The 26,442-nt window shown below is 55.0% G+C and carries 22 protein-coding genes; 10 read left to right on the top strand and 12 right to left on the bottom strand.

All coding sequences use genetic code 11. The annotated features are described in order from the left end of the window. Positions 1–14 precede the first annotated feature (14 nt). The 4 genes from lpdA to pdhR form a co-directional block, all read right to left on the bottom strand. A complete protein-coding gene (lpdA, locus tag AC6I8C_RS03305; RefSeq protein ID WP_010253950.1) occupies positions 15–1,439 on the bottom strand; it encodes a dihydrolipoyl dehydrogenase in 1,425 nt (474 codons plus the stop codon). Between the two features lie 160 nt (positions 1,440–1,599). Then, entirely contained in the window at positions 1,600–3,510 is a 1,911-nt protein-coding gene (aceF, locus tag AC6I8C_RS03300) for a pyruvate dehydrogenase complex dihydrolipoyllysine-residue acetyltransferase (protein ID WP_497821603.1), read from the bottom strand. 14 nt (positions 3,511–3,524) lie between these two features. Continuing rightward, positions 3,525–6,191 (bottom strand): pyruvate dehydrogenase (acetyl-transferring), homodimeric type, encoded by a 2,667-nt coding sequence (gene aceE / locus AC6I8C_RS03295; RefSeq protein WP_013356789.1) that lies wholly within the window; start codon positions 6,189–6,191, stop codon positions 3,525–3,527. Between the two features lie 101 nt (positions 6,192–6,292). Continuing rightward, the gene (pdhR, locus tag AC6I8C_RS03290; protein ID WP_033781878.1) at positions 6,293–7,057 is read right to left on the bottom strand and encodes a pyruvate dehydrogenase complex transcriptional repressor PdhR; all 765 of its coding nucleotides are present in this window, start codon (positions 7,055–7,057) and stop codon (positions 6,293–6,295) included. A 517-nt stretch (positions 7,058–7,574) separates the two neighbouring features. Here pdhR and aroP point away from each other — a divergent pair. The 3 genes from aroP (at position 7,575) to AC6I8C_RS03275 (ending at position 11,497) form a co-directional block, all read left to right on the top strand. Then, a complete protein-coding gene (aroP, locus tag AC6I8C_RS03285) occupies positions 7,575–8,930 on the top strand; it encodes an aromatic amino acid transporter AroP (RefSeq protein WP_033731581.1) in 1,356 nt (451 codons plus the stop codon). A 198-nt stretch (positions 8,931–9,128) separates the two neighbouring features. After that, positions 9,129–10,541, top strand: coding sequence for a glycoside-pentoside-hexuronide (GPH):cation symporter (locus AC6I8C_RS03280; protein ID WP_033731579.1), 1,413 nt, complete (start codon positions 9,129–9,131; stop codon positions 10,539–10,541). Continuing rightward, complete coding sequence (locus AC6I8C_RS03275) at positions 10,538–11,497, top strand: glycoside hydrolase family 43 protein (protein ID WP_497821602.1); 960 nt, start codon at positions 10,538–10,540, stop codon at positions 11,495–11,497. Before AC6I8C_RS03280 ends, AC6I8C_RS03275 begins: the two co-directional genes overlap by 4 nt. Here the strand turns inward: AC6I8C_RS03275 and ampE are convergent. Both ampE and ampD read right to left on the bottom strand, forming a co-directional pair. Then, positions 11,479–12,333: a beta-lactamase regulator AmpE gene (gene ampE / locus AC6I8C_RS03270; protein WP_497821601.1), complete on the bottom strand. Its 855-nt coding sequence runs from the start codon at positions 12,331–12,333 to the stop codon at positions 11,479–11,481. The genes AC6I8C_RS03275 and ampE overlap by 19 nt on opposite strands. A gap of 16 nt (positions 12,334–12,349) precedes the next feature. Continuing rightward, positions 12,350–12,901, bottom strand: coding sequence for a 1,6-anhydro-N-acetylmuramyl-L-alanine amidase AmpD (gene ampD / locus AC6I8C_RS03265; protein WP_033731574.1), 552 nt, complete (start codon positions 12,899–12,901; stop codon positions 12,350–12,352). A gap of 197 nt (positions 12,902–13,098) precedes the next feature. Between ampD and nadC the strand changes: the two genes are divergently transcribed. The 4 genes from nadC to hofC all read left to right on the top strand — a co-directional run bounded on the left by nadC (position 13,099) and on the right by hofC (position 17,187). Further along, positions 13,099–13,995, top strand: a complete 897-nt coding sequence (gene nadC / locus AC6I8C_RS03260; protein ID WP_497823302.1) for a carboxylating nicotinate-nucleotide diphosphorylase — start codon at positions 13,099–13,101, stop codon at positions 13,993–13,995. Positions 13,996–14,167: 172 nt separating this feature from the next. Continuing rightward, entirely contained in the window at positions 14,168–14,623 is a 456-nt protein-coding gene (gene ppdD / locus AC6I8C_RS03255) for a prepilin peptidase-dependent pilin (protein ID WP_013356781.1), read from the top strand. After that, positions 14,610–15,995, top strand: a complete 1,386-nt coding sequence (gene gspE, locus AC6I8C_RS03250) for a type II secretion system protein GspE (RefSeq protein ID WP_497821600.1) — start codon at positions 14,610–14,612, stop codon at positions 15,993–15,995. The genes ppdD and gspE overlap by 14 nt, the downstream gene beginning before the upstream one ends. Further along, complete coding sequence (gene hofC, locus AC6I8C_RS03245; RefSeq protein WP_497821599.1) at positions 15,988–17,187, top strand: protein transport protein HofC; 1,200 nt, start codon at positions 15,988–15,990, stop codon at positions 17,185–17,187. Before gspE ends, hofC begins: the two co-directional genes overlap by 8 nt. 26 nt (positions 17,188–17,213) lie before the next feature. Here the strand turns inward: hofC and AC6I8C_RS03240 are convergent, their stop codons facing one another. Next, positions 17,214–18,254, bottom strand: coding sequence for a GMP reductase (locus tag AC6I8C_RS03240; RefSeq protein WP_033781869.1), 1,041 nt, complete (start codon positions 18,252–18,254; stop codon positions 17,214–17,216). A 234-nt stretch (positions 18,255–18,488) separates the two neighbouring features. Here AC6I8C_RS03240 and coaE point away from each other — a divergent pair, with 234 nt between their 5' ends. From coaE to yacG, 3 genes are read left to right on the top strand one after another with little or no spacing between them, the layout of a single operon-like run. Then, a complete protein-coding gene (gene coaE, locus AC6I8C_RS03235; protein ID WP_497821598.1) occupies positions 18,489–19,097 on the top strand; it encodes a dephospho-CoA kinase in 609 nt (202 codons plus the stop codon). Positions 19,098–19,101: 4 nt separating this feature from the next. After that, positions 19,102–19,845 carry a cell division protein ZapD gene (gene zapD, locus AC6I8C_RS03230; protein WP_312118183.1) on the top strand — a complete coding sequence of 248 codons (744 nt, stop codon included), beginning with the start codon at positions 19,102–19,104 and terminating at the stop codon, positions 19,843–19,845. A gap of 8 nt (positions 19,846–19,853) precedes the next feature. Continuing rightward, on the top strand, positions 19,854–20,054 hold the full coding sequence (gene yacG, locus AC6I8C_RS03225; protein WP_013356775.1) for a DNA gyrase inhibitor YacG: 201 nt from the start codon (positions 19,854–19,856) through the stop codon (positions 20,052–20,054). Positions 20,055–20,081: 27 nt separating this feature from the next. Here the strand turns inward: yacG and mutT are convergent, their stop codons facing one another. From mutT to ftsZ, 5 genes are all read right to left on the bottom strand, one after another. Continuing rightward, positions 20,082–20,477 (bottom strand): 8-oxo-dGTP diphosphatase MutT, encoded by a 396-nt coding sequence (gene mutT / locus AC6I8C_RS03220; RefSeq protein ID WP_135910093.1) that lies wholly within the window; start codon positions 20,475–20,477, stop codon positions 20,082–20,084. A gap of 154 nt (positions 20,478–20,631) precedes the next feature. Further along, on the bottom strand, positions 20,632–23,337 hold the full coding sequence (secA, locus tag AC6I8C_RS03215) for a preprotein translocase subunit SecA (RefSeq protein WP_275220577.1): 2,706 nt from the start codon (positions 23,335–23,337) through the stop codon (positions 20,632–20,634). Between the two features lie 74 nt (positions 23,338–23,411). Beyond that, entirely contained in the window at positions 23,412–23,918 is a 507-nt protein-coding gene (secM, locus tag AC6I8C_RS03210; RefSeq protein ID WP_497821597.1) for a secA translation cis-regulator SecM, read from the bottom strand. 301 nt (positions 23,919–24,219) lie between these two features. Next, positions 24,220–25,137 carry a UDP-3-O-acyl-N-acetylglucosamine deacetylase gene (gene lpxC, locus AC6I8C_RS03205; RefSeq protein ID WP_497821596.1) on the bottom strand — a complete coding sequence of 306 codons (918 nt, stop codon included), beginning with the start codon at positions 25,135–25,137 and terminating at the stop codon, positions 24,220–24,222. A 101-nt stretch (positions 25,138–25,238) separates the two neighbouring features. After that, the gene (ftsZ, locus tag AC6I8C_RS03200; RefSeq protein ID WP_003854738.1) at positions 25,239–26,393 is read right to left on the bottom strand and encodes a cell division protein FtsZ; all 1,155 of its coding nucleotides are present in this window, start codon (positions 26,391–26,393) and stop codon (positions 25,239–25,241) included. Between the last annotated feature and the right edge of the window lie 49 nt (positions 26,394–26,442).

Raw genomic sequence — 26,442 nt, 5'->3', positions numbered from 1 at the left:
GCAGCGGCAGAAACTTACTTCTTCTTCGCTTTCGCGTTAGGCAGATCGGTGATGCTGCCTTCGAAGATTTCTGCAGCCAGACCGACTGACTCATGCAGGGTCGGGTGAGCGTGGATGGTCAGCGCAATATCTTCCGCATCACAACCCATCTCAATGGCCAGACCGATTTCGCCCAACAGCTCGCCACCGTTAGTGCCGACAATCGCGCCACCGATAATACGGTGCGTCTCTTTGTCGAAAATCAGCTTGGTCATGCCGTCTGCACAATCAGAAGCGATAGCACGGCCAGAGGCAGCCCACGGGAAGGTGGAGGTCTCGTAGCTGATGCCCTTCTCTTTCGCTTCTTTCTCGGTCAGACCGACCCAGGCAACTTCTGGCTCAGTATAGGCAATTGAAGGAATCACTTTCGGATCGAAGTAGTGCTTCAGACCAGAGATCACTTCAGCCGCAACGTGGCCTTCATGCACGCCTTTGTGCGCCAGCATTGGCTGACCGACGATGTCGCCGATAGCGTAGATGTGTGGCACGTTGGTGCGCATCTGTTTGTCGACGCGGATGAAGCCGCGATCGTCCACTTCCACGCCCGCTTTACCGGCATCCAGACCTTTACCGTTCGGCACACGACCGATGGCCACCAGCACCGCGTCATAACGCTGCGCTTCGCCTGGTGCTTTTTTGCCTTCCATTGAAACGTAAATGCCATCGTCTTTTGCTTCAACGGCGGTCACTTTAGTTTCCAGCATCAGGTTAAATTTCTTGCTGATTTTTTTGGTAAAGACTTTCACCACGTCTTTATCCGCAGCCGGGATAACCTGGTCGAACATCTCAACCACATCGATCTCTGAACCCAGCGCGTGATATACCGTCGCCATTTCCAGACCGATGATACCGCCGCCCATAACCAGCAGACGCTTCGGCACTTCTTTCAGTTCCAGCGCATCGGTAGAGTCCCAGACGCGTGGATCTTCATGTGGAATGAATGGCAGTTCGATTGGGCGTGAACCCGCAGCGATGATGGCATTATCGAAGTTGATGGTGGTCGCGCCGCCTTCTCCTTCAACCACCAGGGTGTTAGCACCGGTGAATTTGCCCAGGCCATTTACCACGGTGACTTTACGACCTTTTGCCATACCTGACAGGCCGCCAGTCAACTGGTTGATAACCTTCTCTTTCCAGCTGCGAATCTTGTTGATATCAGTAGATGGCTGGCCAAACACAATGCCGTGCTCTTCAAGGGCTTTCGCCTCTTCAATCACTTTAGCAACGTGCAGCAGCGCTTTAGATGGGATACAACCGACGTTCAGACAAACACCACCGAGGGTGCTGTAACGCTCTACCAGTACGGTTTCCAGACCTAAATCCGCACAACGGAAGGCTGCAGAGTAACCTGCAGGACCTGCCCCAAGTACCACGACCTGGGTTTTAATCTCTGTACTCATCATGACCTCTTAATTGATATCCGGCGGGTCAGACGTTCTTATAATGCCCTTGTTCCACCGGGACTTTCACCGCAAGAGTTTACAGAATTGTTAACAAACTGCCAACAGCGGCGCGACGAATCGTTAAAGGAAGGCCGGCATCCGCCGGCCTTCTTCACATTTACATAACTAAACGACGAATGTCAGACAACATATTGCCGATAATGGTGATGAATCGCGCACCATCAGCACCGTCGATCACGCGGTGGTCGAAGGAGAGAGAAATCGGCATCATCAGACGCGGCGTAAACTCTTTACCATTCCACACCGGCTCCATCGCCGATTTAGAGACACCCAGGATAGCCACTTCCGGCGCGTTAACGATCGGCGCGAAATGTGTGGTACCCAGGCCGCCCAAGCTGGAGATGGTGAAACATCCGCCCTGCATGTCGCCCGCTGTCAGCTTACCGTCACGCGCTTTCTTCGAAATCGCCATCAGTTCACGCGACAGCTCGGTGATGCCCTTCTTGTTCACGTCTTTGAAGACCGGAACGACCAGGCCATTTGGCGTATCAACCGCCACACCGATGTTGATGTATTTCTTCAGCGTCAGTTTCTGCGCATCTTCAGACAGCGAGCTGTTGAAGCGTGGCATCTGCTCAAGCGCCGCAGCGACTGCTTTCATGATGAACACGACAGGCGTGTACTTCACATCCAGCTTACGCTTCTCTGCTTCAGTATTCTGCTGCTTACGGAACGCTTCCAGGTCGGTGATATCGGTTTTGTCGAAATGCGTAACGTGCGGGATCATCACCCAGTTACGGCTCAGGTTCGCGCCAGAAATTTTCTGGATTCGACCCAGTTCGACTTCTTCGATTTCGCCAAACTTACTGAAATCAACTTTCGGCCATGGCAGCATGCCCGGCAGACCACCGCCGCTTGCCGCAGCAGGTGCTGCTTCAGCGCGTTTCACGGCGTCTTTCACGTAAGTCTGCACGTCTTCTTTCAGGATGCGACCTTTACGGCCGGTGCCTTTGACTTTCGCCAGGTTAACACCGAACTCGCGCGCCAGGCGACGGATCACCGGGGTCGCGTGAACGTAAGCATCGTTCTCTGCAAACTCACCTTTGCTGTCGGCTTTGGCTGCTGGTGCCGCGGCGGCTGGCTTAGCCTCAGATTTCGCAACAGGCGCCGGAGCGGCTTCCTGTTTCGCTGCCGCAGGGGCAGCCGGAGCAGCACCTTCGACTTCGAACACCATAATCAATGAGCCGGTGCTGACTTTATCGCCGGTTGCGACTTTCAGCTCTTTGACCGTACCTGCAAACGGCGCAGGGACTTCCATTGAGGCTTTGTCGCCTTCAACCACGATCAGTGACTGCTCAGCGTCAACTTTGTCGCCAACTTTGACCAGGATCTCGGTAACTTCGACTTCATCACCACCGATATCCGGCACGTTGACTTCTTTTGCGCCCGCAGCAGCGGCGGGTGCCGATGCCGCTTCTTCTTTTTCTTTCACTTCTGGTTTCGCGTCAGAGGCCGGTGCTGCGCCTTCTGCTTCAAAGACCATGATGGCTGAACCGGTGCTGACTTTGTCGCCGGTCGCAATGGTGATCTCTTTGACCACACCCGCGAACGGAGCCGGAACTTCCATGGAGGCTTTGTCACCTTCCACCACGATCAATGGCTGCTCGGCTTCGACTTTGTCGCCAACCTTAACCAGAATCTCAGTGACTTCGACTTCGTCACCGCCGATATCCGGAACCGCCACTTCTTTGCTGGCAGTGGCCGCAGCAGCGGCTGGCGCTGGCGCCGCGTCCGCTTTTTTCTCTGCGGCCGGTGCTGGTGCTGCTTCAGCAGCACCTTCAGCATCAAACACCATGATCAGTGAGCCGGTCTCAACTTTGTCACCGGTAGAGATCTTAATCTCTTTCACTACGCCAGCCTGTGGCGACGGCACTTCCATTGAGGCTTTGTCGCCTTCCACGGTGATCAGCGACTGCTCGGCTTCCACCTTGTCGCCAACTTTCACCAGAATCTCGGTGACTTCAACTTCGTCAGACCCGATATCCGGTACCTTAATTTCGATAGCCATTACTCTATTACCTCTTAAGCCAGACGCGGGTTAACTTTATCGGCATCGATATTGAATTTGGTGATCGCATCGGCCACCACTTTCTTCTCGATCTCGCCGCGTTTAGCCAGCTCACCCAGCGCGGCAACCACCACATAAGATGCATCAACTTCGAAGTGATGACGCAGATTCTCACGGCTGTCAGAGCGACCAAAGCCATCGGTACCCAGTACGCGATAATCGCTGGCCGGGACATAGCTACGAACCTGCTCAGCGAACAGTTTCATGTAGTCGGTTGAAGCAACAGCTGGTGCGTCGTTCATCACCTGAGCGATGTAAGGTACACGCGCTTCTTCAGTCGGATGCAGCATGTTCCAGCGCTCACAATCCTGGCCATCACGCGCCAGCTCGGTGAACGAGGTCACGCTGTAGACATCAGAGCCGATACCGTAATCTTTCGCCAGGATCTGCGCTGCTTCACGCACGTGACGCAGGATAGAACCTGAGCCCAGCAGCTGCACTTTACCTTTGCTGCCTTCTACCGTTTCCAGCTTGTAGATACCCTTACGGATACCTTCTTCCACGCCCTGCGGCATGGCTGGCATATGGTAGTTTTCGTTCAGCGTGGTGATGTAGTAGTAAACGTTCTCCTGCGCTTCGCCATACATACGCACCAGACCGTCATGCATGATGACAGCCACTTCATAAGCGTATGAAGGATCGTAAGAGATACAGTTCGGGATAGTCAGCGACTGAATGTGGCTGTGACCATCTTCATGCTGCAGACCTTCGCCGTTCAGCGTCGTACGACCCGAGGTGCCGCCGACCAGGAAGCCGCGTGCCTGCTGGTCGCCCGCCAGCCACATCAGATCGCCGATACGCTGGAAGCCGAACATCGAGTAATAGATGTAGAACGGAATCATCGGCAGGTTGTTGGTGCTGTAAGAGGTCGCCGCAGCCAGCCAGGATGAACCTGCGCCCAGCTCGTTGATCCCTTCCTGCAGAATCTGGCCTTTCTCGTCTTCTTTATAGTAAGCAACCTGCTCGCGGTCCTGCGGGGTGTACTGCTGACCGTTCGGGCTGTAGATACCAATCTGACGGAACAGACCTTCCATACCAAAGGTACGCGCTTCATCGGCGAGGATCGGAACCAGACGATCTTTGATCGACTTGTTCTTCAGCATCACGTTCAGGGCACGCACAAAGGCGATGGTGGTCGAGATCTCTTTGTTCTGCTCGTCCAGCAGCGCACTGAACTCTTCGAGTGCTGGCATTTCCAGCTTCTCAGTGAACTTCGGCTGACGCGTTGGCAGGTAGCCGCCTAACTTCTCGCGCTGGCCGTGCAGATAAGCATGCTCTTCTGAGCCTTTCTCGAAGGTGACGTACGGCAGTTCTTCGATTTTATCGTCAGCAACCGGCACGTTGAAGCGATCACGGATATAGCGTACGCCATCCATGTTCATCTTCTTCACCTGGTGAGCAATGTTTTTGCCTTCCGCGGTGTCGCCCATACCATAACCTTTGATGGTATGCGCCAGGATCAGTACTGGCTTGCCTTTGGTATCCTGCGCTTTTTTCAGTGCCGCATAGATTTTCTTCGGATCGTGGCCGCCACGGTTCAATGCCCAGATTTCATCATCGGACATATCTTTAACCAGCGCCGCGGTTTCCGGATATTTGCCGAAGAAGTGCTCACGCACATAGGCACCATCACGGGATTTGAAGGTCTGGTAGTCACCGTCAACGGTTTCGTTCATCAGCTGAATCAGCTTGCCGCTGGTATCTTTGCGCAGCAGCTCATCCCAGCGTCCGCCCCAGATGACCTTGATCACTTCCCAGCCAGCACCGGCAAAGATGCCTTCCAGCTCGTTGATGATCTTGCCATTACCGGTTACCGGGCCATCCAGACGCTGCAGGTTGCAGTTGATGATGAAGACCAGGTTATCCAGTTTTTCACGGGTGGCGATGGTGATCGCACCTTTAGATTCCGGCTCATCCATCTCGCCGTCACCCAGGAAGGCGTAAACGGTCTGAGCAGAGGTGTCTTTCAGGCCACGGTGTTCCAGATACTTCAGGAACTTCGCCTGATAGATCGCTGACAATGGACCCAGACCCATTGATACGGTCGGGAACTGCCAGAATTCCGGCATTAGTTTCGGGTGCGGATAAGAAGAGAGGCCTTTACCGTCAACTTCCTGACGGAAGTTGTTCATCTGATCTTCAGTCAGGCGACCTTCAAGGAACGCACGGGCATAGATGCCTGGAGAGATGTGGCCCTGGAAATAGACCAGATCGCCGCCATCCTTGTCACTGCGGGCGCGGAAGAAGTGGTTGAAGCACACTTCATAAATCGTCGCAGAAGACTGGAAGGAGGACATATGGCCACCGAGTTCCAGATCTTTCTTCGACGCGCGCAGCACCGACATGATGGCGTTCCAGCGGATTGCGGAACGGATACGACGTTCAAGAGAGGTGTTGCCCGGATAATCGGGTTCATCTTCAACGGCAATAGAGTTGATGTAGTTGCTGATTGCAGACGAACCTGCAGCCACTTTTACGCCGCCTTTGCGGGCTGCACCCAGTACCTGATCAATCAGATACTGTGCACGTTCAACACCTTCTTCACGGATGACCGATTCGATCGCCTGTAGCCAGTCACGAGTTTCAATCGGATCCACGTCATTGTGTAAACGTTCTGACATGGGTGTGTTCCTTATCTGTGTCTAATACGTTGAATAATCGGGAGCCTGTTAAAGCAGATGCAGGCAGCCTCGTCTGATGTCCGTACGATCTTTGTCGCACGTTATTCCTTACGTTGCTGTAAACGACGCAGGGAGCGTTCTCGACGGCTCTGCTCCCGACTTCTGTCCAGCAAGATTTCCTCTATGAACGCCAGGTGACGGTGTGAAGCCTCGCGCGCTTTTTCTGGCTCACGAGCCACAATCGCCTCAAAGATTCTGGCGCGGTGACCGCTCACTTTTGCCAGCATTTCCCGGCGCGAGTAGAGCAATTCGAAATTCTGACGAACGTTTTGTTCCAGCATAGGGCCCATTGAGCGTAGCAAATGTAAAAGCACAACATTATGGGCCGCTTCTGTGACAGCGATCTGATACTGCATCACTGCGTCCGCTTCGGCGTCTAAGTCGCCGCTGTCCTGCGCCTGCTGAATATGCACATGGCAGTCGCGAATGCGCAGCAGGTCTTCTTCCGTGCCGCGCAGAGCTGCGTAATAGGCCGCGATGCCTTCTAATGCATGACGTGTTTCCAGCAGATCAAACTGTGATTCCGGATGGTCGGCGAGAAGCTCAACGAGTGGATCGCTCATGCTTTGCCAGAGATGCTCCTGTACGAATGTTCCGCCACCCTGTCGGCGCAGCAATAATCCTTTGGCTTCTAAGCGCTGGATCGCTTCGCGGAGAGATGGACGTGAGACATCGAATTGTTTAGCGAGTTCGCGCTCAGGGAGCAGCTTCTCTCCCGGACGCAGTGTCCCTTCCATAATCAGGGATTCGAGCTGTTGCTCGATAGCGTCGGAGAGCTTGGGTTGGCGAATCTTACTGTAAGCCATCATCCCTTCTTATTAAGCCAATCGTCCGGAGTAAATTGGTAATACCAATTGCAAAGAGGTGCCGGTAAAGTAACAAAGTATTCACCTTGTGTCTATATGGTGTCTGCGACATTCACATCCCCCGCAAGCCTGTGCTGACGCTAACTCGCGGTTAAAAAAATGAAAAATCCTCGTTCCTGTAAATGTTAAATAAATGCACTTTTACCAAACCTTACACCCGCTTAGGGCCTGAGCGTAGCGGTAACCATAAGTGAAAGCTATTCGTCATTAACGGCATTTCATGGCAGAAGTTTGCGGGGGGACAGACGTGACCGGGACGGCGTTTTTTCAGTCAACTCTCAGCACGAAAGGCGAAAGCAGGTGCAAAGCGATTCGCTTATCACTATTCTTGTCGCCAGGGTAGCACAGGGCAGCATTCAGCAGGCCAGATACCGTAAAATAATCAATACGTTATTGTAACTACTTCATTACAGCGGACTGCGCTGCGAACGAAGAATAAAAACATCATGAGGTTTGTATGGAACAACAGCAAGGCGAAGCGCTGAAACGTGGTCTTAAGAACCGCCATATTCAGCTCATCGCGCTGGGTGGTGCAGTGGGAACCGGGCTGTTTCTGGGCAGCGCATCGGTCATTGAATCCGCCGGACCGGCCGTTATTCTGGGCTATGCGATTGCCGGTTTTATTGCCTTTTTAATCATGCGTCAGCTGGGTGAAATGGTGGTGGAAGAGCCGGTCGCCGGCAGCTTCAGCCACTTCGCGTATAAATACTGGGGCAACTTTGCCGGCTTCGCCTCAGGCTGGAACTACTGGGTCCTTTACGTACTGGTTGCCATGGCAGAGCTCACTGCCGTCGGTAAATATATCCAGTTCTGGTGGCCAGACTTTCCGACCTGGGCCTCAGCCGCCATCTTCTTCGTGATGATCAACGCCATCAACCTGACCAATGTGAAAGTGTTTGGTGAGATGGAGTTCTGGTTCGCCATTATTAAAGTGGTTGCGGTCATCGGCATGATCCTGTTTGGTGGCTGGCTGCTGTTCAGCGGTCACGCGGGTCCGCAGGCGACCGTGCGCAACCTGTGGGAACAGGGCGGCTTTTTCCCGCACGGCATCGGCGGTCTGGTCGCGGTCATGGCAATTATCATGTTCTCGTTCGGCGGACTGGAGCTGGTGGGTATCACCGCTGCAGAAGCTGACAACCCGGAAGTGAGCATTCCAAAAGCAACTAACCAGGTGCTGTGGCGTATCCTGATTTTTTACATTGGTTCGCTGGCGGTGCTGCTGTCTCTGATGCCATGGAGCCGTGTCACGTCAGAAGTCAGCCCGTTCGTCTTTATTTTCCACGAGCTGGGCGATGCCATGGTGGCGAATGCGCTGAACGTGGTGATCCTGACGGCGGCCCTGTCGGTCTATAATAGCTGCGTTTACTGCAACAGCCGCATGCTGTTTGGTCTGGCACAGCAGGGCAATGCGCCGAAAGCGCTGCTGAAAGTCGATCGTCGCGGTGTACCGGTCTTAACCATTCTGGTCTCGGCTGTTGCTACTGCCCTGTGCGTGCTGATCAACTACCTGATGCCGGGCGAAGCGTTTGGCCTGCTGATGTCGCTGGTCGTCTCCGCGCTGGTGATCAACTGGGCGATGATCAGCCTGGCACACCTCAAGTTCCGTCGTAAGAAAGATCAGCAGGGCGTCACCACCCGCTTCAAAGCGCTGCTCTATCCGGCGGGTAACTGGATTTGCCTGATCTTCCTGGCGGCGATTCTGGTGCTGATGGCGACCACGCCGGGCATGGCGATCTCTGTCTGGCTGATCCCAGTCTGGCTGGTCATTCTGGGTATTGGTTACTTTATTAAGAACCAGACGCAAAAGGCCTGATGCCTTACCGCGTACTGCAACCTCCTGTGGGAGGTTGCAGTACGTCACCCGCGTTCCCCTGCCCCTCTTCAGCCCCGATCCAGTTCACACTTCTCTTCCCGCACCTGTTTTGTCCATCTTCATGACGAATTACTCCCGTTCATCTCGCTGATTTGATGACAATAATTCCTGTTCACACTGGATGCGCAGGAGAAAACCATGAAAGGTGCAGCCCTCTCGTTTCGGGAAAAACTGGGTTATGGCATGGGCGATGCCGGATGCAACATGATTGGCGGTGCCATCATGCTGTTCCTGAACTACTTCTATACCGATGTTTTCGGGCTGGCTCCGGCGCTGGTCGGGACCCTGCTGCTTTCGGTCCGGGTGCTGGATGCGGTAACCGACCCGATTATGGGTGCCATCGCCGATCGCACCCAGAGTCGCTGGGGCCGTTTTCGTCCCTGGCTACTGTGGGTTTCCGTGCCCTATGTGGTCTTCAGCGTTCTGATGTTCACCACGCCTGACTGGACTTACCACAACAAGGTGATCTGGGCCTTCGTCACCTACTTCCTGATGTCGCTGACCTACACCGCGATTAACATTCCTTACTGTTCTCTGGGCGGCGTGATTACCAACGATCCCGGTGAGCGTGTCTCCTGCCAGTCTTATCGCTTTGTCATGGTCGGCATTGCTACGCTGATACTGTCGCTGTCGCTGCTGCCGATGGCGGAGTGGTTTGGCGGTGAAGACAAAGCACGTGGCTATCAGATGGCGATGGCGGTATTGGCCACCATTGGTCTGGCGATGTTTCTGTTCTGCTTTGCCACGGTACGGGAACGTATTCGCCCGGCCGTGCCGAGCAATGATGACCTGAAGAAAGATCTGCGTGACGTCTGGAAGAATGACCAGTGGGTGCGCATTCTGCTGCTCACCTTCTGTAATGTCTGTCCTGGCTTTATCCGCATGGCGGCCACCATGTATTACGTGACCTGGGTCATGGGCCAGTCAACGCACTTTGCCACGCTGTTTATCAGCCTGGGAGTCATTGGCATGATGTTCGGCAGCACGCTGGCAAAACTGCTCACCGATCGCTGGTGCAAACTCAAAGTCTTCTTCTGGACCAATATCGCACTGGCCCTCTTCTCCAGCGCCTTCTACTGGATCGATCCCCACGCTACCGTGATGGTTGTAGTCGCCTATTTTGTGCTGAATATTCTGCATCAGATCCCCTCTCCGCTGCACTGGTCGCTGATGGCCGATGTGGATGACTACGGCGAATGGAAAACCGGCAAACGCATTACCGGTATCAGCTTTTCCGGCAACCTGTTCTTCCTTAAAGTGGGACTGGCGGTCGCCGGTGCGATGGTCGGCTTTCTGCTGTCGATCTATGGCTACAATGCCGGCGCTAAACAGCAGTCACCCGAGGCGATTAACGGCATCATGCTGCTGTTCACCGTTATTCCGGGTGTTGGCTATCTGATTACTGCAGGTGTGGTGCGGCTGATGAAAGTTGACCGCAAAATGATGATTACCATCCAGCAGGATCTCGCGTTGCGCCGCGAAAACTTCCATGAGTTGCACACTGTTCGCCTGCGCAACGGTGTTGTCACGCCAACCGGAGATGTTAAATGACCGCAATCCTGCCGAATCCTTTTATTGAGCAGCGCGCCGATCCCTTTATCCTGCGCCATGAACAGCACTACTATTTTGTGGCCTCGGTGCCGGAGTATGACCGGCTGGAGATCCGGCGCGCTACCACGCTGGATGGCCTGCGCAGCGCTGAACCGGTTGTGGTCTGGCGCAAGCCCACGAGTGGCTCCTGCAGCGAATTAATCTGGGCACCTGAGCTGCACTACATTGACGGTCAATGGGTCATCTATTTCGCGGCAGCCCCGACGCGGGAGATCAAAGAAGGACTGTTTCAGCACCGGATGTATGCACTGGTATGCAAAGCTGCAGATCCGTTGCAGGGCGAATGGCAACCCTGCCGCCGCGTCTTCAGTCAGCTCGACAGCTTCTCACTGGATGCCACCCACTTCGTGCATCAGGGCAAAAACTGGTATCTCTGGGCGCAGAAAGATCCTCTGATTCCCGGCAACTCTAACCTCTACCTGGCTGAGCTGCTGAATCCCTGGACGCTGAAAGGCACGCCTGTGATGCTAAGCCGGCCGGAATATGAGTGGGAGTGTGCAGGGTTCAGCGTTAATGAAGGTCCGGCGGTCATCCGTCACGGCGATCGGCTGTTTGTGACCTACTCCGCCAGTGCCACCGATGAGAATTACTGTCTGGGGCTCCTGTCGATTGCCGCAGATGCCAACCCGCTTGATGCCGCGGCCTGGCAGAAATCAGCGCGACCAGTGTTTGTGTCCAGCTGGGACAACCACCAGTACGGGCCGGGTCACAATAGCTTTACTCAGGATGAGGCAGGACGCGACGTGCTGGTTTACCACGCGCGTAATTACACTGAAATTGAGGGCGATCCACTCTGGGATCCGAACCGCCATACCCGACTGAAATATTTCAGCTGGCGGGAAGATGGCACGCCCGATTTCGGCGTGCCACCTGCTGATTACACCAGCGTGCCGTAAATCGTCAGCAACGCGACGGCAACAACCAGCACCAGCGAAGTCCGTTTTGCTAACGCCACGGCCACCCGTGGCGTTTCAACTTTATCGGTGTGCGGATCGCGCGACAGTGAGAACTGCGCCAGCGTCGTCAGCACGTGATACTGAGAACGATGACGATCGGTCAGCGAGGCAAACCAGGCGGGCAGCGCTTTTTCGCCGTGGCCCAGCAGCGCGTAAGCGACACCCGCCAGCCGCACCGGGATCCAGTCGAGCAGATGCAGAATCGCATCCACGCCCGATTGTGCACGCGCCATCGGTGTACCGTGCTTTGCCAGCCAGCCCTGCCAGGCGCGCAGAAACGCGTAACCCACCAGCAGCACAGGTCCCCACGGCCCACCCACCACCAGCCAGAACATCGGGGCGAGATAGAAACGGAAGTTTATCCAGATCAGCGCATTCTGCAGCTCGCGCAGGAACTCACGTTCGCTGCACTCCACCGGCACACCATGGATTAGCGTCAGCTCAGCCGCCATCGCCTGATGTGCCGCGTCGTCGTCATGGCTGGCCGCTTTCAGGTAGCTATGGTAGTGCTGACGCACTGAGCCGGCACCGATGCAGAGCAGTCCGGCAACGATCCAGAACAGCAACTGCAGCACGCCAAACAGCAATCCTTTCAGGCTCCAGACCACCAGCGCGGTCAGCGCCATCGCCAGTACGGTCATCAGCAGGGTTCGCATCATGGAGTAATGGCTGCGATGGCGAAAAATCGGCTCCAGCCGGTGTTCGAGCTGCCAGTGCTCGCCCAGTTTGAACAGGCGCTCCCAGCCTAAAACCAACAACAAGGTAAACAACGTCATACTGACTCCGCAAAAATCACGATTTTTGCTGCGTTAACAGCTGTTTGTAGTAGTCCCAGTCAAAAGCAGGTCCGGGATCGGTTTTGCGTACCGGCGCGATGTCGCTGTGCCCCGTGATACGTGAAGGCGTTACCGGATAGTGTTGCAGCAGTAACTGCGTGACCTGCTGCAAGGCCCGATATTGCGCCTCGCTATACGGCTCGCTGTCAGTTCCTTCCAGCTCAATACCGATGGAGAAGTCGTTGCAGTTTTCACGTCCTTCAAACTGCGAAATGCCTGCATGCCAGGCGCGTTTGTCAAAGGGGACATACTGCACGATCTCCCCGTCACGACGAATCAGGCAGTGTGCTGCCACTTTCAGCGCGGCGATATCCGCAAAATAGGGATGGGCATCGGGCGGTAATGTGCCGGTAAACAGTCTGTCGATCCAGGGTCCGCCAAATTCACCGGGTGGCAGGCTGATATTGTGGATCACCAGCAGTGAAGGCGCCTCATCGTCAGGGCGTTCATTACAATGCGTTGACGGCACGTGACGCACACCGGTCAGCCAGCCCTGTTTGATTTTCATACCGTTTTTCCTTATATCACCAGGCTGAGAATAGCATGAATAATAAAGGATTCTTGCCTCTTAGTGTGTCGGTCCGGTGACATTAAATTGCCCTTTGTTAAGGATACTAAACAAAATACTATCCACTGCTGGAACCAGATGCCGGTTCAGGCTATTGTGACCACCTCTGTCCTCTCTGTTTCTGGAGTAAAATGCCTATGTCATCCCGTGGTTACGATCCCGACAGTCGCCGTCAGGCCCTGATTAAACGCATCGAAAGTGACATCCCGGATGCCGTTGCGCTGGCGTTAAAAGAGGATCTCGGTGGTGAAATCGACGCTGAGCGCGACATTACCGCGCAGCTATTACCTGCTGAAACGCAGGCCCATGCGCAGGTCATCACCCGTGAAGCCGGTGTTTTCTGTGGTAAACGCTGGGTCGAAGAGGTGTTCATTCAGCTTGGCTCGCATGTGACTCTGAACTGGCATGTTGAAGATGGTGATCAGATCGAAGCAGATCAGTTGCTGTTTGAAATTGTGGGGCCTGCCCGCCTGCTGCTGACCGCCGAGCGCACGGCGCTTAATTTTGTACAGACGCTCTCAGGCGTTGCCACTGAAGTCAGCCGCTATGTTGCGCTGCTGGCGGGAAGCCAGACGCAACTGCTGGATACGCGCAAAACTCTGCCAGGACTGCGGACTGCACTGAAATATGCCGTACTGTGCGGCGGAGGCAGCAATCATCGCCTGGGGCTCTCTGACGCCTATCTGATCAAAGAAAACCATATTATTGCCCGCGGATCGATTGCTCAGGCAGTGGAAAGAGCGCAATTGCTGCAGCCCGATGTGCCGGTTGAGGTAGAGGTGGAATCATTGGAAGAGTTACGTCAGGCGCTGGAAGCGGAAGCCGACATTGTGATGCTGGACAACTTCAGTCTGGAAGCGATGCGTGAAGCCGTCGAACTCAACCAAGGGCGGACGCTGCTGGAGGTCTCCGGCAACGTCACCGAAACCACCCTGCCGCAGATTGCCCTGACCGGCGTGGACTACGTCTCGGTTGGTGCGCTGACCAAGCATGTGCGGGCGCTGGATCTCTCATTGCGTTTCAGACAAAAATAGCCTGAGCCGTGCTCCGACACGGCGATTTTGCGATCCCGCTTCCGGCGCAGTTTCGACTGCGCTGCAATTCTGAAATCTCTTCACATCATGCTTTCCAGTTCGCCGATCTCTGACTGTCTTTCACCGCCCCCGATTTTTACCCTGTCGCCTTCTTAACTCAGGAGACGATGTGATGAATTATCAACGTGGATTTACGCTGGTTGAACTGATGATTGTGGTGGGTATTGTGGCCATCTTAAGTGCCATTGGCCTGCCCGCTTATCAAAACTATCTGCAGCGTGCGGCCCTCACCGACATGCTGCAAACAATGGTGCCCTATAAAACCGCGGTAGAGCTTTGCGCCATGGAGCGCGGTGGCCCCACACAATGTCAGGCCGGAGAAGCAGGCATTCCGGCAGCCAGAGGATCGCGCTATGTCTCAACACTGAGCGTGACCAACGGGGTAATTACGCTGACTGGCCAGGAGAGTCTGAATGGTCTGAGCGTTGAAATGCTGCCGATCTGGGACAGCACAGAGGGCGGCATCAGCTGGCAACGCAGCTGCACCAGCAGTAACACCAGCCTGCAGGACAACTGCCGGGAACAATTCCGCTTTGCGGATAAAGGAGCCAGCGATGAGCAAGCCTGATGAGACGATTGCGGCATTATGCCAGCGCTATCGTGCTCTGGTTCTGCACCATGATGCCAGTCTGCTGCGCGTTGCCGTCGCGGAGAGCGTGCCGCCCGGACTGGCTGAAGCGCTCAACTTTGCCAGCCAGTGTCAGATTGAGATCGAATGCTGGCCGCAGGCCCGGCTTGACCAGCTCCAGCACGCTGATAAACCGCTGGTTGCGCGCGAAGAGACACCTACCGAGTCAGCAATTGAAGCGACACAGCTTATCCTGCGTCAGGCACTGGAGCGACGAGCCTCCGATGTGCATATCGAACCCTGCCGCGAGGGTCTGCGTGTGCGACTGCGCATTGATGGCGTACTGCATCCGCTCTCTTCACTGCCTTCCACTCAGCCTGCGGCGTTGCTGGCACGACTGAAGATCCTTAGCGGGCTGGATATCGCCGAACGCCGCTTACCGCAGGATGGTCAGTTCAGCATGGAGATTGCCGGTAAACCCGCCTCTTTCCGCCTGGCGACCTTACCCATCTATGGCGGCGAGAAAGCAGTGGTCCGGCTGTTGCAGAGTGAAAGCGCGGCGCTGTCTCTGGATAAGCTAGGCTTACCCGCTGCCCAGTTGCGTCTATTCTGTGCCGCACTGGCCCAGCCACAGGGACTGATCCTGGTCACCGGCCCCACCGGCAGCGGCAAGACGTTTACGCTTTATAGCGGGCTCAGTGCCCTGAATAAACCGGAAAAAAATCTGTGCAGCGTTGAAGATCCTATTGAGATCCCACTGCCCGGCATTAACCAGACGCAGATCCACACCAAAAACGGTCTCGATTTTAACCGCGTGCTGCGGGCGCTGCTGAGGCAGGATCCGGATGTGATCATGGTGGGCGAGATCCGCGATGCCGAAACAGCGGAGATTGCGGTGAAAGCGGCGCAGACCGGGCACCTGGTGCTGTCGACGCTGCACACCAACTCCACCGCCGAAACGCTAACCCGGCTGCGGCAGATGGGGATCCCCGGTTATCTGCTGGGGTCGGCGCTGAAACTGATTGTTGCGCAGCGTCTGGTCCGACGCCTCTGCCCCCATTGCCGCCAGCCCGCTGAGGCGGTGGCGCACTATCCTGCGGAACTCTGGCCCGGCACCCTGCAGACCTGGCGGGCCCCCGGCTGCGACCACTGCTTTTCCGGCTATTTTGGCCGGCTGGCGCTGTTTGAGCTGCTGCCGATCAATGCCAGGCTGCAGAATGCGATTGCAGCCGAGATGCCGCTGGAGAATCTGCTCAGTCTGGCGAAACAGCAGGGATTGCGCACTTTACTGGTTTCCGGCCTGGAAGCGGTAAGCCGCGGCGATACCTCGCTGGAAGAGATGCAACGGGTAATTGGGCTGGACGATGGCTAACGCAGCTTTATTCAGCTGGCAGGCGGTCGATAGCCAGGGCCAGTTACTCAGTGGTCAGCTACTGGCTGTCGACACTGACAACCTGCTGCAGATGCTGTCGCAGCGCGATCTTATGCCGGTGAGCTGGAAGCGGGAAAAAATCTGGCGTCAGAGGGAGTGGACGTGGCAGCACAAAACCGATCTGATTCGTCAACTGGCTACCCTGCTCAAAGCGGGCCTGCCGCTGGCTGAGAGTCTGGCTTTACTGGCTGAGGGGCATCCTCACGCAGGCTGGCGCGCTCTGATGCTTGCCCTGCATCATCGGGTACTCAGCGGTGCCCCTTTTTCACAGGCTTTGCGTGAATGGCCGCAGATTTTTCCGCCGCTCTACCCGGCTCTGATGGAAGTGGGGGAACTGACGGGGCAACTGGATGTCTGCTGCAGTGAGCTGGCTCAGCAGCAGATCCGCCAGCAGCAGTTATGGCATCAGGTGGCAAAGGCGTTACGCTATCCGCTGTTCATTCTGCTGGTGGCGATAGCGGTCACCTGCGGCATGCTGCTGTTCGTGCTACCAGAATTTGTTGCGGTGTATGACTCCTTTGACGCGCCCCTGCCCGCTTTTACGGCAGCGGTCATGCAGTTATCTGCCGCGCTTCAGGAATGGGGCGGTGTGCTGGCCTTTAGTATTTCGCTGATGCTGGCTGGATGGCATCAGCTGCGACGACGATCTCCGGGCTGGCAACGCCGTGAACAGACGCTTTTCCTGCGCATCCCGCTGCTTTCCGGGTTGTGGCGTGGCACGCAGCTGACGCAGATCTATACCATCCTGAATCTCACGCAGCGTGCCGGATTAACCCTGTTACAGGGGCTGGCCGCCGTGGAAGTCACGCTCTCTTCATTACTCTGGCGGGAAGCGATGGCCGGACTGCAGCAGCATATTGCGCAGGGGAGTCCTCTGCATCAGGCGCTGATGCAGCATCCGCTGTTCACGTCCTTATGTGGTCAGTTGATTCGGGTGGGTGAGGAGGCGGGCGCACTGGATTTGATGCTGGCCCGTCTGGCGGAATGGCACGAGGCAGAAACGCGAGAGCGCGCTGACACACTGGCGGCGTCACTGGAACCGATGATGATGGTGGTGATTGGCGGGATTGTCGGCACGCTGGTGATTGCGATGTATCTGCCGGTGTTCGGACTGGGTGATGCGATGCATTAAGGGGGCGCAGAGTGCGCCCCGAAAGACTATCGATTGAAAACGCGGTTTTCCTGCTCGTTAACCCGGATAAAGGTCGTACGCTTGGTCAGCTCTTTGAGGCGCTCAGCCCCGACGTACGTACAGGCGGAACGCAGTCCACCCAGAATATCACGCGCGGTGTCAGCCACCGGACCGCGCAATGGCAGCTTCACAGTTTTACCTTCTGCGGCACGGTATTGCGCGACACCGCCGACATGACGCTTCATTGCCGATTCGGAACTCATGCCGTAAAAGAGCATGAAGCTTTCACCATTCTCTTCGACGACCTGCCCTTCACACTCATCATGCGCCGCCAGCATACCGCCCAGCATCACAAAGTCAGCGCCGCCGCCAAAGGCTTTGGCGATATCACCCGGCACGGAACAGCCGCCATCACTGACAATCTGTCCGCTTAAGCCATGCGCCGCATCGGCACACTCAATGACTGCAGAAAGCTGCGGATAGCCTACACCGGTTTTCACACGGGTTGTGCAGACTGATCCTGGACCAATACCGACTTTAACGATATCCGCGCCAGAGAGGATGAGCTCCTCCACCATTTCGCCCGTGACCACGTTACCGGCACAGATGGTTTTAGCCGGGAACATTTCACGCGCGCGCTGCAGGAAATCGACAAAATGCTGTGAGTAGCCGTTAGCCACGTCAATGCAGATAAACTGTAGATCGTCAGACAGCGCCATAATCGCCACCAGTTTAGTCAGGTCGGCTTCTGAGGTGCCGGTTGAAACCATCACATGGTTCAGGACTGTCGCAGGCACGCGCTGAATAAACGCCCGCCAGTCGTCTGCGCTGTAATGCTTGTGGACGGCAGTGAGGATATTGAAGCTGGCCAGCGCCTCGGCCATCGAAAATGTGCCGACGGTATCCATGTTGGCGGCGATGATCGGTACGCCGCTCCAGCTCAGGCCTGAATGTCTGAAGGTAAAGCTGCGCTCAAGCTCAACCTGTGAGCGACTTTGCAGCGTTGAACGTTTGGGGCGGATCAAGACATCTTTAAAGCCCAGTTTCAAATCTTCTTCAATACGCATAAACAGTGTCCTGGTAAGTGGCAATGAATCGTCGTTCACGAAGTAAGCACAGCTCCAGTGACGTTATGATACGCGCCTCTCGCTGCGCGACAAGACTGCGAATTTCACTTTATTTACGCTACAATCCCTTAAATTTAGTTGTGCTTTATCGATGTGATCTGCCGCGCATTTTTGCCTTTTTTAGCCAGATCATTACCCTGTACCTATGTCGGATTATGAAGTCAGGTGAGAAACATGCCCTATATCGTCGCGCTTACAGGGGGAATCGGCAGTGGAAAGAGTACGATTGCCCAGGCATTCGCCGCGTCTGGCGTGGACATTATTGATGCTGACCTGATCGCCCGCGAAGTTGTTGAACCTGGCACGCCCGCTTTGCAGGCCATTCAGGCACGCTATGGCGCGTCAATCGTGACGGAACAGGGAACGCTTGATCGTAAACAGCTTCGCGACATTATTTTTCAGCAGCCTGAAGAGAAAAGCTGGTTAAACGCCCTGCTGCATCCGCAGATTAACGCCCGGACACGAGAACTGATCGCCCAGGCAACCTCACCTTATGTGCTCTGGGTGGTGCCATTACTGGTGGAAAATCAGTTACAGCACCAGGCTGATCGGGTACTGGTGGTAGACATTGATGAGGCAACGCAGTTAGCGCGCACCCAGCAGCGTGACCACCTTTCCGTCGAACAGGCGAAACGTATTATTGCCGCACAGGCCACGCGCCAGCAGCGCCTCGCCTGTGCCGATGACATTATTGATAACAGTGGTGAGCCCGACGACGCCTTGCCACAGGTTGCCGAACTCCATCAGCGCTATCTCAGGCTGGCGGCAACGAAAAAGGATTAATACCATGAGCACACCCGTTCTGTTTGAACACCCACTGAATGAAAAAATGCGAACCTGGTTACGGGTTGAGTTTTTGATTAATCAGTTAGATGAAACGACACCACTGGATAAAACCGTTAATGCGCTGACCTTTTTTCGCCTGACTGGCGAGTTGCTCGATATTTTTGAGCGCGGCGATATGCGGACAGAACTGTTGAAAGAGCTTGAGCGTCAGCAGCAAAAATTACGGGCGTGGGCTGACGTGCCCGGCGTCGATATGACGCTGGTGGATGCTCTGCGCGATAAACTCAAAATTCAGTCAACGCTGTTGATGAATGCACCGCGTATGGGCCAGCAACTGCGCGAGGATCGTCTGATTGCCCTGGTGCGTCAGCGACTGAGCATCCCAGGCGGATGCTGCAGCTTTGATTTGCCGGGCCTGCACATCTGGCTCCATCTGCCGCAGGAAACGCGCGATGCGCAGGTCGAGGCCTGGATGCAGACGCTGGAGCCTCTGCATCATGCGCTGGCGATGGTATTGGATCTGATCCGCCAGTCCGGCACGTTCCATATGCAGACCAGCCTTAATGGTTTTTATCAGGATAATGCCGAGGGTGCTGATCTGCTGCGACTGCAGCTGTCGCTGGACGATGCGCTCTATCCACAGGTGTCCGGACATAAAAGCCGCTACGCCATTCGTTTTATGCCACTTGATAGTGAGCGCGGTGAAGTTCCGGCCCGCCTTAACTTCCAGCTGGCCTGTTGTTAGAGGTAAATATGCAGCAAGAAGTGATGACCGTTTCCTGTCCGCAGTGCGGCAAAGATGTGATCTGGGATGAGCTCAGCCCGTGGCGCCCTTTTTGCAGTAAGCGCTGCCAGCTCATCGATTTAGGAGAATGGGCCGCAGAAGAAAAACGCATTCCCAGCAGCAACGACATGAACGACAGTGATAACTGGAGCGAAGAAGAAGATCGCTGATATGATGGGGCGCACTGCCCCATCCAGTCAGAGTTCGCCCGCGACCAGACGCGCAATCAGCTGGTGATTCGCGGGTGGAAACTCCTCCGCCACCAGCGCATGCTGATCAACCCAACGCTGTGGCTGACCCTCTTTGCCCCACGGCTCGCCTTTCCACCCTTCAACCAGAAAGAAATGCAGCGTTACGCGCAGATCGTCATAGCTGTGGTCTGCATGACCAATCGGGCGTGCCTCAGTGACGTCAATTCCGGTCTCTTCGTGAAGCTCCCTGATCAGCCCCTGTTCGGCGCTTTCGCCCGCTTCAATTTTACCGCCAGGAAACTCCCACTTGTTCGCCATGTAAGAGCTTGCCGCACGCTGGGCAAGGAAAATCTGTTTATTGGCATTGCGAATGATGCCAACTGCAACCTGCAGGTGCTTCATGGAAACTATCCGGATGTAGTAGGTGAATGAAGGTTGATTTTAGAGCATGCGGTTGCGGAAGTTAACCGCTTTAGCTCCGCGCTGGCGCAGAGATTACGTTAGCAGAGTGCATAAAAAAAGGAGCCATCGGCTCCTTTTTCATCAGCATTCAGTCTCAGGCAATACGGCCATGACACTGCTTGTACTTTTTACCGGAACCGCATGGGCAGGGATCGTTGCGGCCGACTTTGCGTTCGCCACTCTGCTCCGCCACAGGCTCGGCTGCCAGCAGATCTTCTTCTACATGGCTTAGCTGCTGTTGCTGCGCCAGACGTTCAGCTTCTTCACGACGCTGTTGCTCCATCGCTTCAACTTCTTCTGGCATGCGCACCTGCACTTTGCTCAGCGTACTGATCACTTCATACTTCAGTGATTCAAGCATTGCGGCAAACATAGCGAAGGACTCACGCTTGTACTCCTGCTTCGGATCTTTCTGCGCATAGCCGCGCAGATGGATACCCTGACGCAGATAGTCCATCGCAGCCAGATGCTCTTTCCACAATGAATCCAGCGTCTGCAACATCACGCCTTTTTCGAAGTTGCGCATCATCTCTGCGCCAACGATCTGCTCTTTCTCAGCGTAGCTTTCGGTGGCATGGGTCATGATGCGCTCACGCAGCACTTCTTCATGCAGGTCAGGCTCTTTATCCAGCCACTCTGCAATGGGCAGGTTCAGATCGAAGTCAGCACGCAGACGCTCTTCCAGACCCGGCACGTCCCACATCTCTTCCAGCGACTGCGGCGGAATATAGGTGTCAATGGTGGCTTTATAGACATCGTGGCGAATGCTGTTGATGGTTTCGCTAACGTCCGAGACATCCAGCAGTTCATTACGCTGACTGTAGATCGCGCGACGCTGGTCATTCGCTACATCATCATATTCCAGCAGCTGCTTACGAATATCGAAGTTGCGGCTTTCAACTTTACGCTGTGCATTGGCAATCGCTTTGGTGACCCATGGATGCTCAATCGCTTCGCCTGGCTTCATGCCCAGTTTACGCATCATGTTGGAGACGCGGTCTGAGGCGAAAATACGCATCAGCGCATCTTCCATCGACAGATAGAAGCGTGAAGAACCGGCGTCACCCTGACGGCCGGCACGACCACGCAGCTGGTTATCGATACGACGCGATTCGTGACGTTCAGTACCGACAATGTGCAAACCACCGGACGCCAGCACCGCATCGTGACGAATCTGCCATGCCGCTTTGATCTCTTCGATTTGCGCTTCAGTCGGCTCTTCCAGTTCAGCCACTTCAGCGTGCCAGCTACCGCCCAGCATAATGTCCGTACCACGTCCGGCCATGTTGGTGGCGATAGTGACTGCACCCGGCTGACCAGCCTGCGCCACGATATCCGCTTCGCGGGCGTGGAATTTGGCGTTCAGGACGTTATGTTTGATGCCGGCACGGGTCAGTTCGTTAGAAACCACTTCTGATTTTTCAATCGAGATGGTTCCCACCAGCACCGGCTGACCGTTGGCTGTGCGCTCACGGATATCTTCGATAATGGCATCGATCTTCTCTTTCTCGGTCATGTAAACCAGGTCAGCCAGATCTTTACGCACCATCGGACGGTTGGTTGGCACCACAATGGTGTCGAGCTTGTAAATAGAGCTGAATTCGAACGCTTCGGTATCAGCAGTACCGGTCATACCGGCCAGCTTCTCGTAAATACGGAAGTAGTTCTGGAAGGTGATAGAGGCCAGCGTCTGGTTCTCGTTCTGAATCTCAACGCCTTCTTTCGCTTCAATCGCCTGATGCAGACCATCGGACCAGCGACGGCCCTGCATGGTACGGCCGGTGTGTTCATCAACAATCACCACTTCGCCATCTTTCACGATGTAATCAACATCGCGGGTAAAGAGTGCGTGCGCACGCAACGCCGCAGTGACGTGGTGCATCAGCATGATGTTGGTCGGTGAGTAGAGAGACTCGCCCGCTTCCATGATGCCCTGGCTGACCAGCAGCTCTTCCACTTTCACCAGACCACGCTCAGACATGTGAGCCTGACGCGCTTTCTCATCGACCCAGAAGTCACCTTCACCCTGATGGGTTTCGGTATCTTCTTTATCCTGGCGAACCAGATGAGGGATGATCTTGTTCACTTTGGTATAAAGCTCAGAACTGTCTTCCGCCGGACCGGAGATAATCAGCGGCGTACGCGCTTCATCGATCAGGATGGAGTCGACCTCATCCACCAGCGCATAGTGCAGTTTACGCTGTACGCGCTCTTCCGGGCTGAAAGCCATGTTGTCGCGCAGATAGTCAAAGCCATATTCGTTGTTGGTGCCGTAGGTAATATCAGCAGCATAGGCTTCACGCTTCGCCACCGCCGGCAGGCCCGACATGTTGATACCGATGCTTAAACCCAGGAACTCAAACAGGGGACGGTTATTTTCCGCATCACGCTGTGCCAGATAGTCGTTGACGGTCACTACGTGAACGCCTTTGCCGGACAGCGCATTCAGATAGGCTGGCAGCGTTGCGGTCAGGGTTTTACCTTCACCGGTACGCATTTCAGCGATGCAGCGGTCGTTCAGCACCATGCCGCCGATCAACTGCACGTCGAAGTGACGCATGCCGAACACACGTTTACTCGCTTCACGCACGGTCGCGAACGCTTCCGGGATCAGGCTTTCCAGCGATTCGCCTTTTTTCAGGCGCTCACGGAACTCGTCGGTTTTCGCTTTCAGTTCATCGTCAGAGAGCTTCTCAAAATCGGGCTCCATCTTATTGATGACGTCCACCACTTTGCGCATACGGCGCAGCGTACGATCGTTACTGCTACCAAAAACCTTGGTCAATATTTTGCTTAACATAGTAAATATATTCTCAATTCAGCCGGCGCATTCCGGACTGCAAAATCTAAACAGAGTGAATAAAACCAAAAATATTAGCAGAACAATCGGGCGGGTCCGGCGCGAATGCCATGCACGCTGGCATGCCATTCTACCCATGAGCGGGTAGCGGACGTGAAAAGAGGCGGTACAGATATCTGCTGCGGTGCAGTGTGCAGCGCAGAATGTGATGTCAGTAAATTATGCAATGAGTCGATCAGCGCCAGCTTTTGTGCCGCCAGCGGTAACTGCTGTTGCTCCGCCTGCACCTGAGGTGCCAGCGTGAAAGAGAGGTGACGAATAACGGTGCGGATGGCGTGCTGATGCCAGTAATCCACGCTGAAGCTCGGACGTCGGGATGCTTCCTGAAGCCGGATTAAATGATCAAACCGGGTAGCATTGCCGAGAAAGAGACTGCTGGCCGGCGATTCAGACGAGGCGTTGAGTTCGGAGCTTTGCGCACAGGCTGGCAGGCCAAAGCTGGCCGCTACCATCCCTAACAGGAGATGGGGCCAGAAGTAGCGTCTACCTAATTGTCGCCAGCGCAGAAGAATCCCGATCACAACCTTTCCATCGCGCATGCTCTGTTGCGCTCTTGATTTCGTGTACCCGCCGCGAGCCGCAACGGATTTCGGCCTGTAAAAGCGCCACAGATAGTAACATTAATGTGGGGCATCCACACCTGGGATTAAAGAGGCGGCGTGAGAAAACGCGTGAGATTGTTCAGCAATTCAGCAGAACAGACAACGCTTTGCGAGCAAGGTCGCAGTCATCGGGTGTGTTACGGAAAGCAATAAAAAAACGGCTGGTGCCGCTGACCGGAGAGGGTGTCAGCATAACCAGCCGTTTCACGTTCTGGGGTAGTTAAGCCAGAACCAGATTCGGTGCTTTGAATGCCACTGGCAGTTCAGCTTCGTCTTCGAAGGTTGCCCATTCCCAGGCTTCCTGCTTCGCCAGAACCGCCTGCAACAGCTTGTTGTTCAGCGCGTGGCCCGATTTAAACGCAGTGAATGCGCCAATGATGTTGTGACCACACATAAACAAGTCGCCAATCGCGTCCAGCATTTTGTGACGGACAAACTCGTCTTCAAAACGCAGACCTTCTTCATTCAGTACGCGGAAATCATCCAGACCTATCGCACAATCTAAGCTACCGCCCAGGCACAGGCCTTTAGACTGCAGATATTCGATTTCACGCATAAAGCCAAATGTACGCGCCCGGCTGATTTGACGAACAAAGGCGTCAGCAGAGAAGTTCATCGCATAGCGCTGTGAGCTGGAATCGATGGCCGGGTGTTTGAAGTCGATGGTGAAATCGAGCGAGAAACCGTTGTACGGTTTGATCTCTGCCCATTTGTCACCCTCTTCCACACGCACGCTCTGCTTAACACGCACAAATTTCTTCGCGCTGTTGAGCTGCTCGATACCCGCATCCATCAGCAGATAGATAAACGGTGCTGCGCTGCCATCCATGATCGGGATTTCTGGCGCATCGACTTCAACAATAATGTTGTCGATACCCAGACCCGCCAGGGCGGCATTAAGGTGTTCAACCGTTGAAATACGCACGCCTTCATCATTCACCAGGCAGGTACTCAGCATGGTGTCGCGCACGTATTTTGCATCAGCCGGAAAATCTACCGGTGGATTCAAGTCGGTGCGACGATAGATGACCCCGGTGTTAGCCGACGCAGGGCGTAATGTCAGTGTGACTTTTTTGCCGGTATGTAAACCGACGCCAGTCGCCTGAACAATACGTTTTAATGTCCTTTGTTTGATCATCGCATTATCTCGCAGTATCACCTTTCCGACCGCCAGTATACTTTACCAGCGGACAGACACTTTAGCACAAAGAGCGGAGAATCCCAATTATAGGGTTAATCCTAGTCGGCCTGCTTACGTAAAAAGGCCGGAATATCAAGATAGTCTGGCTCTTTATTCGACTGCGCAGCCTGGTCATTAACGACTTTGGCAGCAGGCTTCTGCTCCTGCGGCAGCGGTGACATACCGTGCTGCTGATAGCGATGATCCATCACTGGCTGACTTGCTGGCTTGTTGGTGACCAGCGTGATTTCCGGACGCTTGTCCATGCCAATACCGGTTGCCACGACAGTGACGCGCAGTTCGTCGTTCATTTCCGGATCCAGCGACGTACCGATTACCACGGTCGCGTTGTCAGAGGCGAAGGCGCGGATAGTGTTACCCACGGTTTCGAACTCATCCAGACGCAGGTCGAAGCCCGCAGTAATGTTGACCAGCACGCCACGGGCGCCAGACAGGTCGATATCTTCCAGCAGCGGGCTGGAGATTGCCATTTCAGCCGCTTCTTCCGCACGATCTTCACCGCACGCCACGCCTGAACCCATCATTGCATAGCCCATTTCGGACATCACGGTACGCACGTCAGCAAAGTCGACGTTCATCAGGCCCGGACGAGTGATCAGTTCGGCGATACCCTGGACTGCGCCTTTCAGCACGTCATTGGCCGCACCAAACGCATCCAGCAGGGAAATGCCACGACCCAGCACTTTCAGCAGCTTGTCGTTTGGAATGGTAATCAGTGAATCGACATGCTTGGAGAGTTCAGCGATCCCCTGCTCGGCAAACGCCATGCGTTTTTTGCCTTCAAAGTTGAATGGCTTGGTGACAACCGCCACCGTCAGGATACCGAGATCCTTGGCCACTTCAGCAACCACAGGTGCTGCACCGGTACCGGTACCGCCGCCCATGCCTGCTGCGATGAAGACCATGTCTGCCCCTTCCAGCGCAGCCCGCAGTGCTTCGCGATCTTCTTCTGCAGAGTTACGGCCCACTTCCGGGTTCGCACCCGCACCCAGACCTTTGGTAATGTTATTACCGATCTGGATGGTCTGGCCGACCGCTGTTTTACGCAGCGCTTGCGCGTCGGTATTCACAGCAAAGAATTCCACACCTTCGATACGTTCGCGTACCATGTGCTCTACGGCGTTACCGCCGCCGCCACCGACGCCGATGACTTTAATCACCGCGTCGTTGGTTAATTCCATAGGTTCAAACATGATTTCTCTCCGTTATGTGCCTGTCGCCTGGAGATCACTAAAGAAAACA

This window comes from Pantoea sp. X-Soil-YNGN-844, assembly GCF_059730595.1.
The sequence above is the reverse complement of the archived record's forward strand: the minus strand, read 5'-3'. Positions and strand labels throughout refer to the sequence as shown.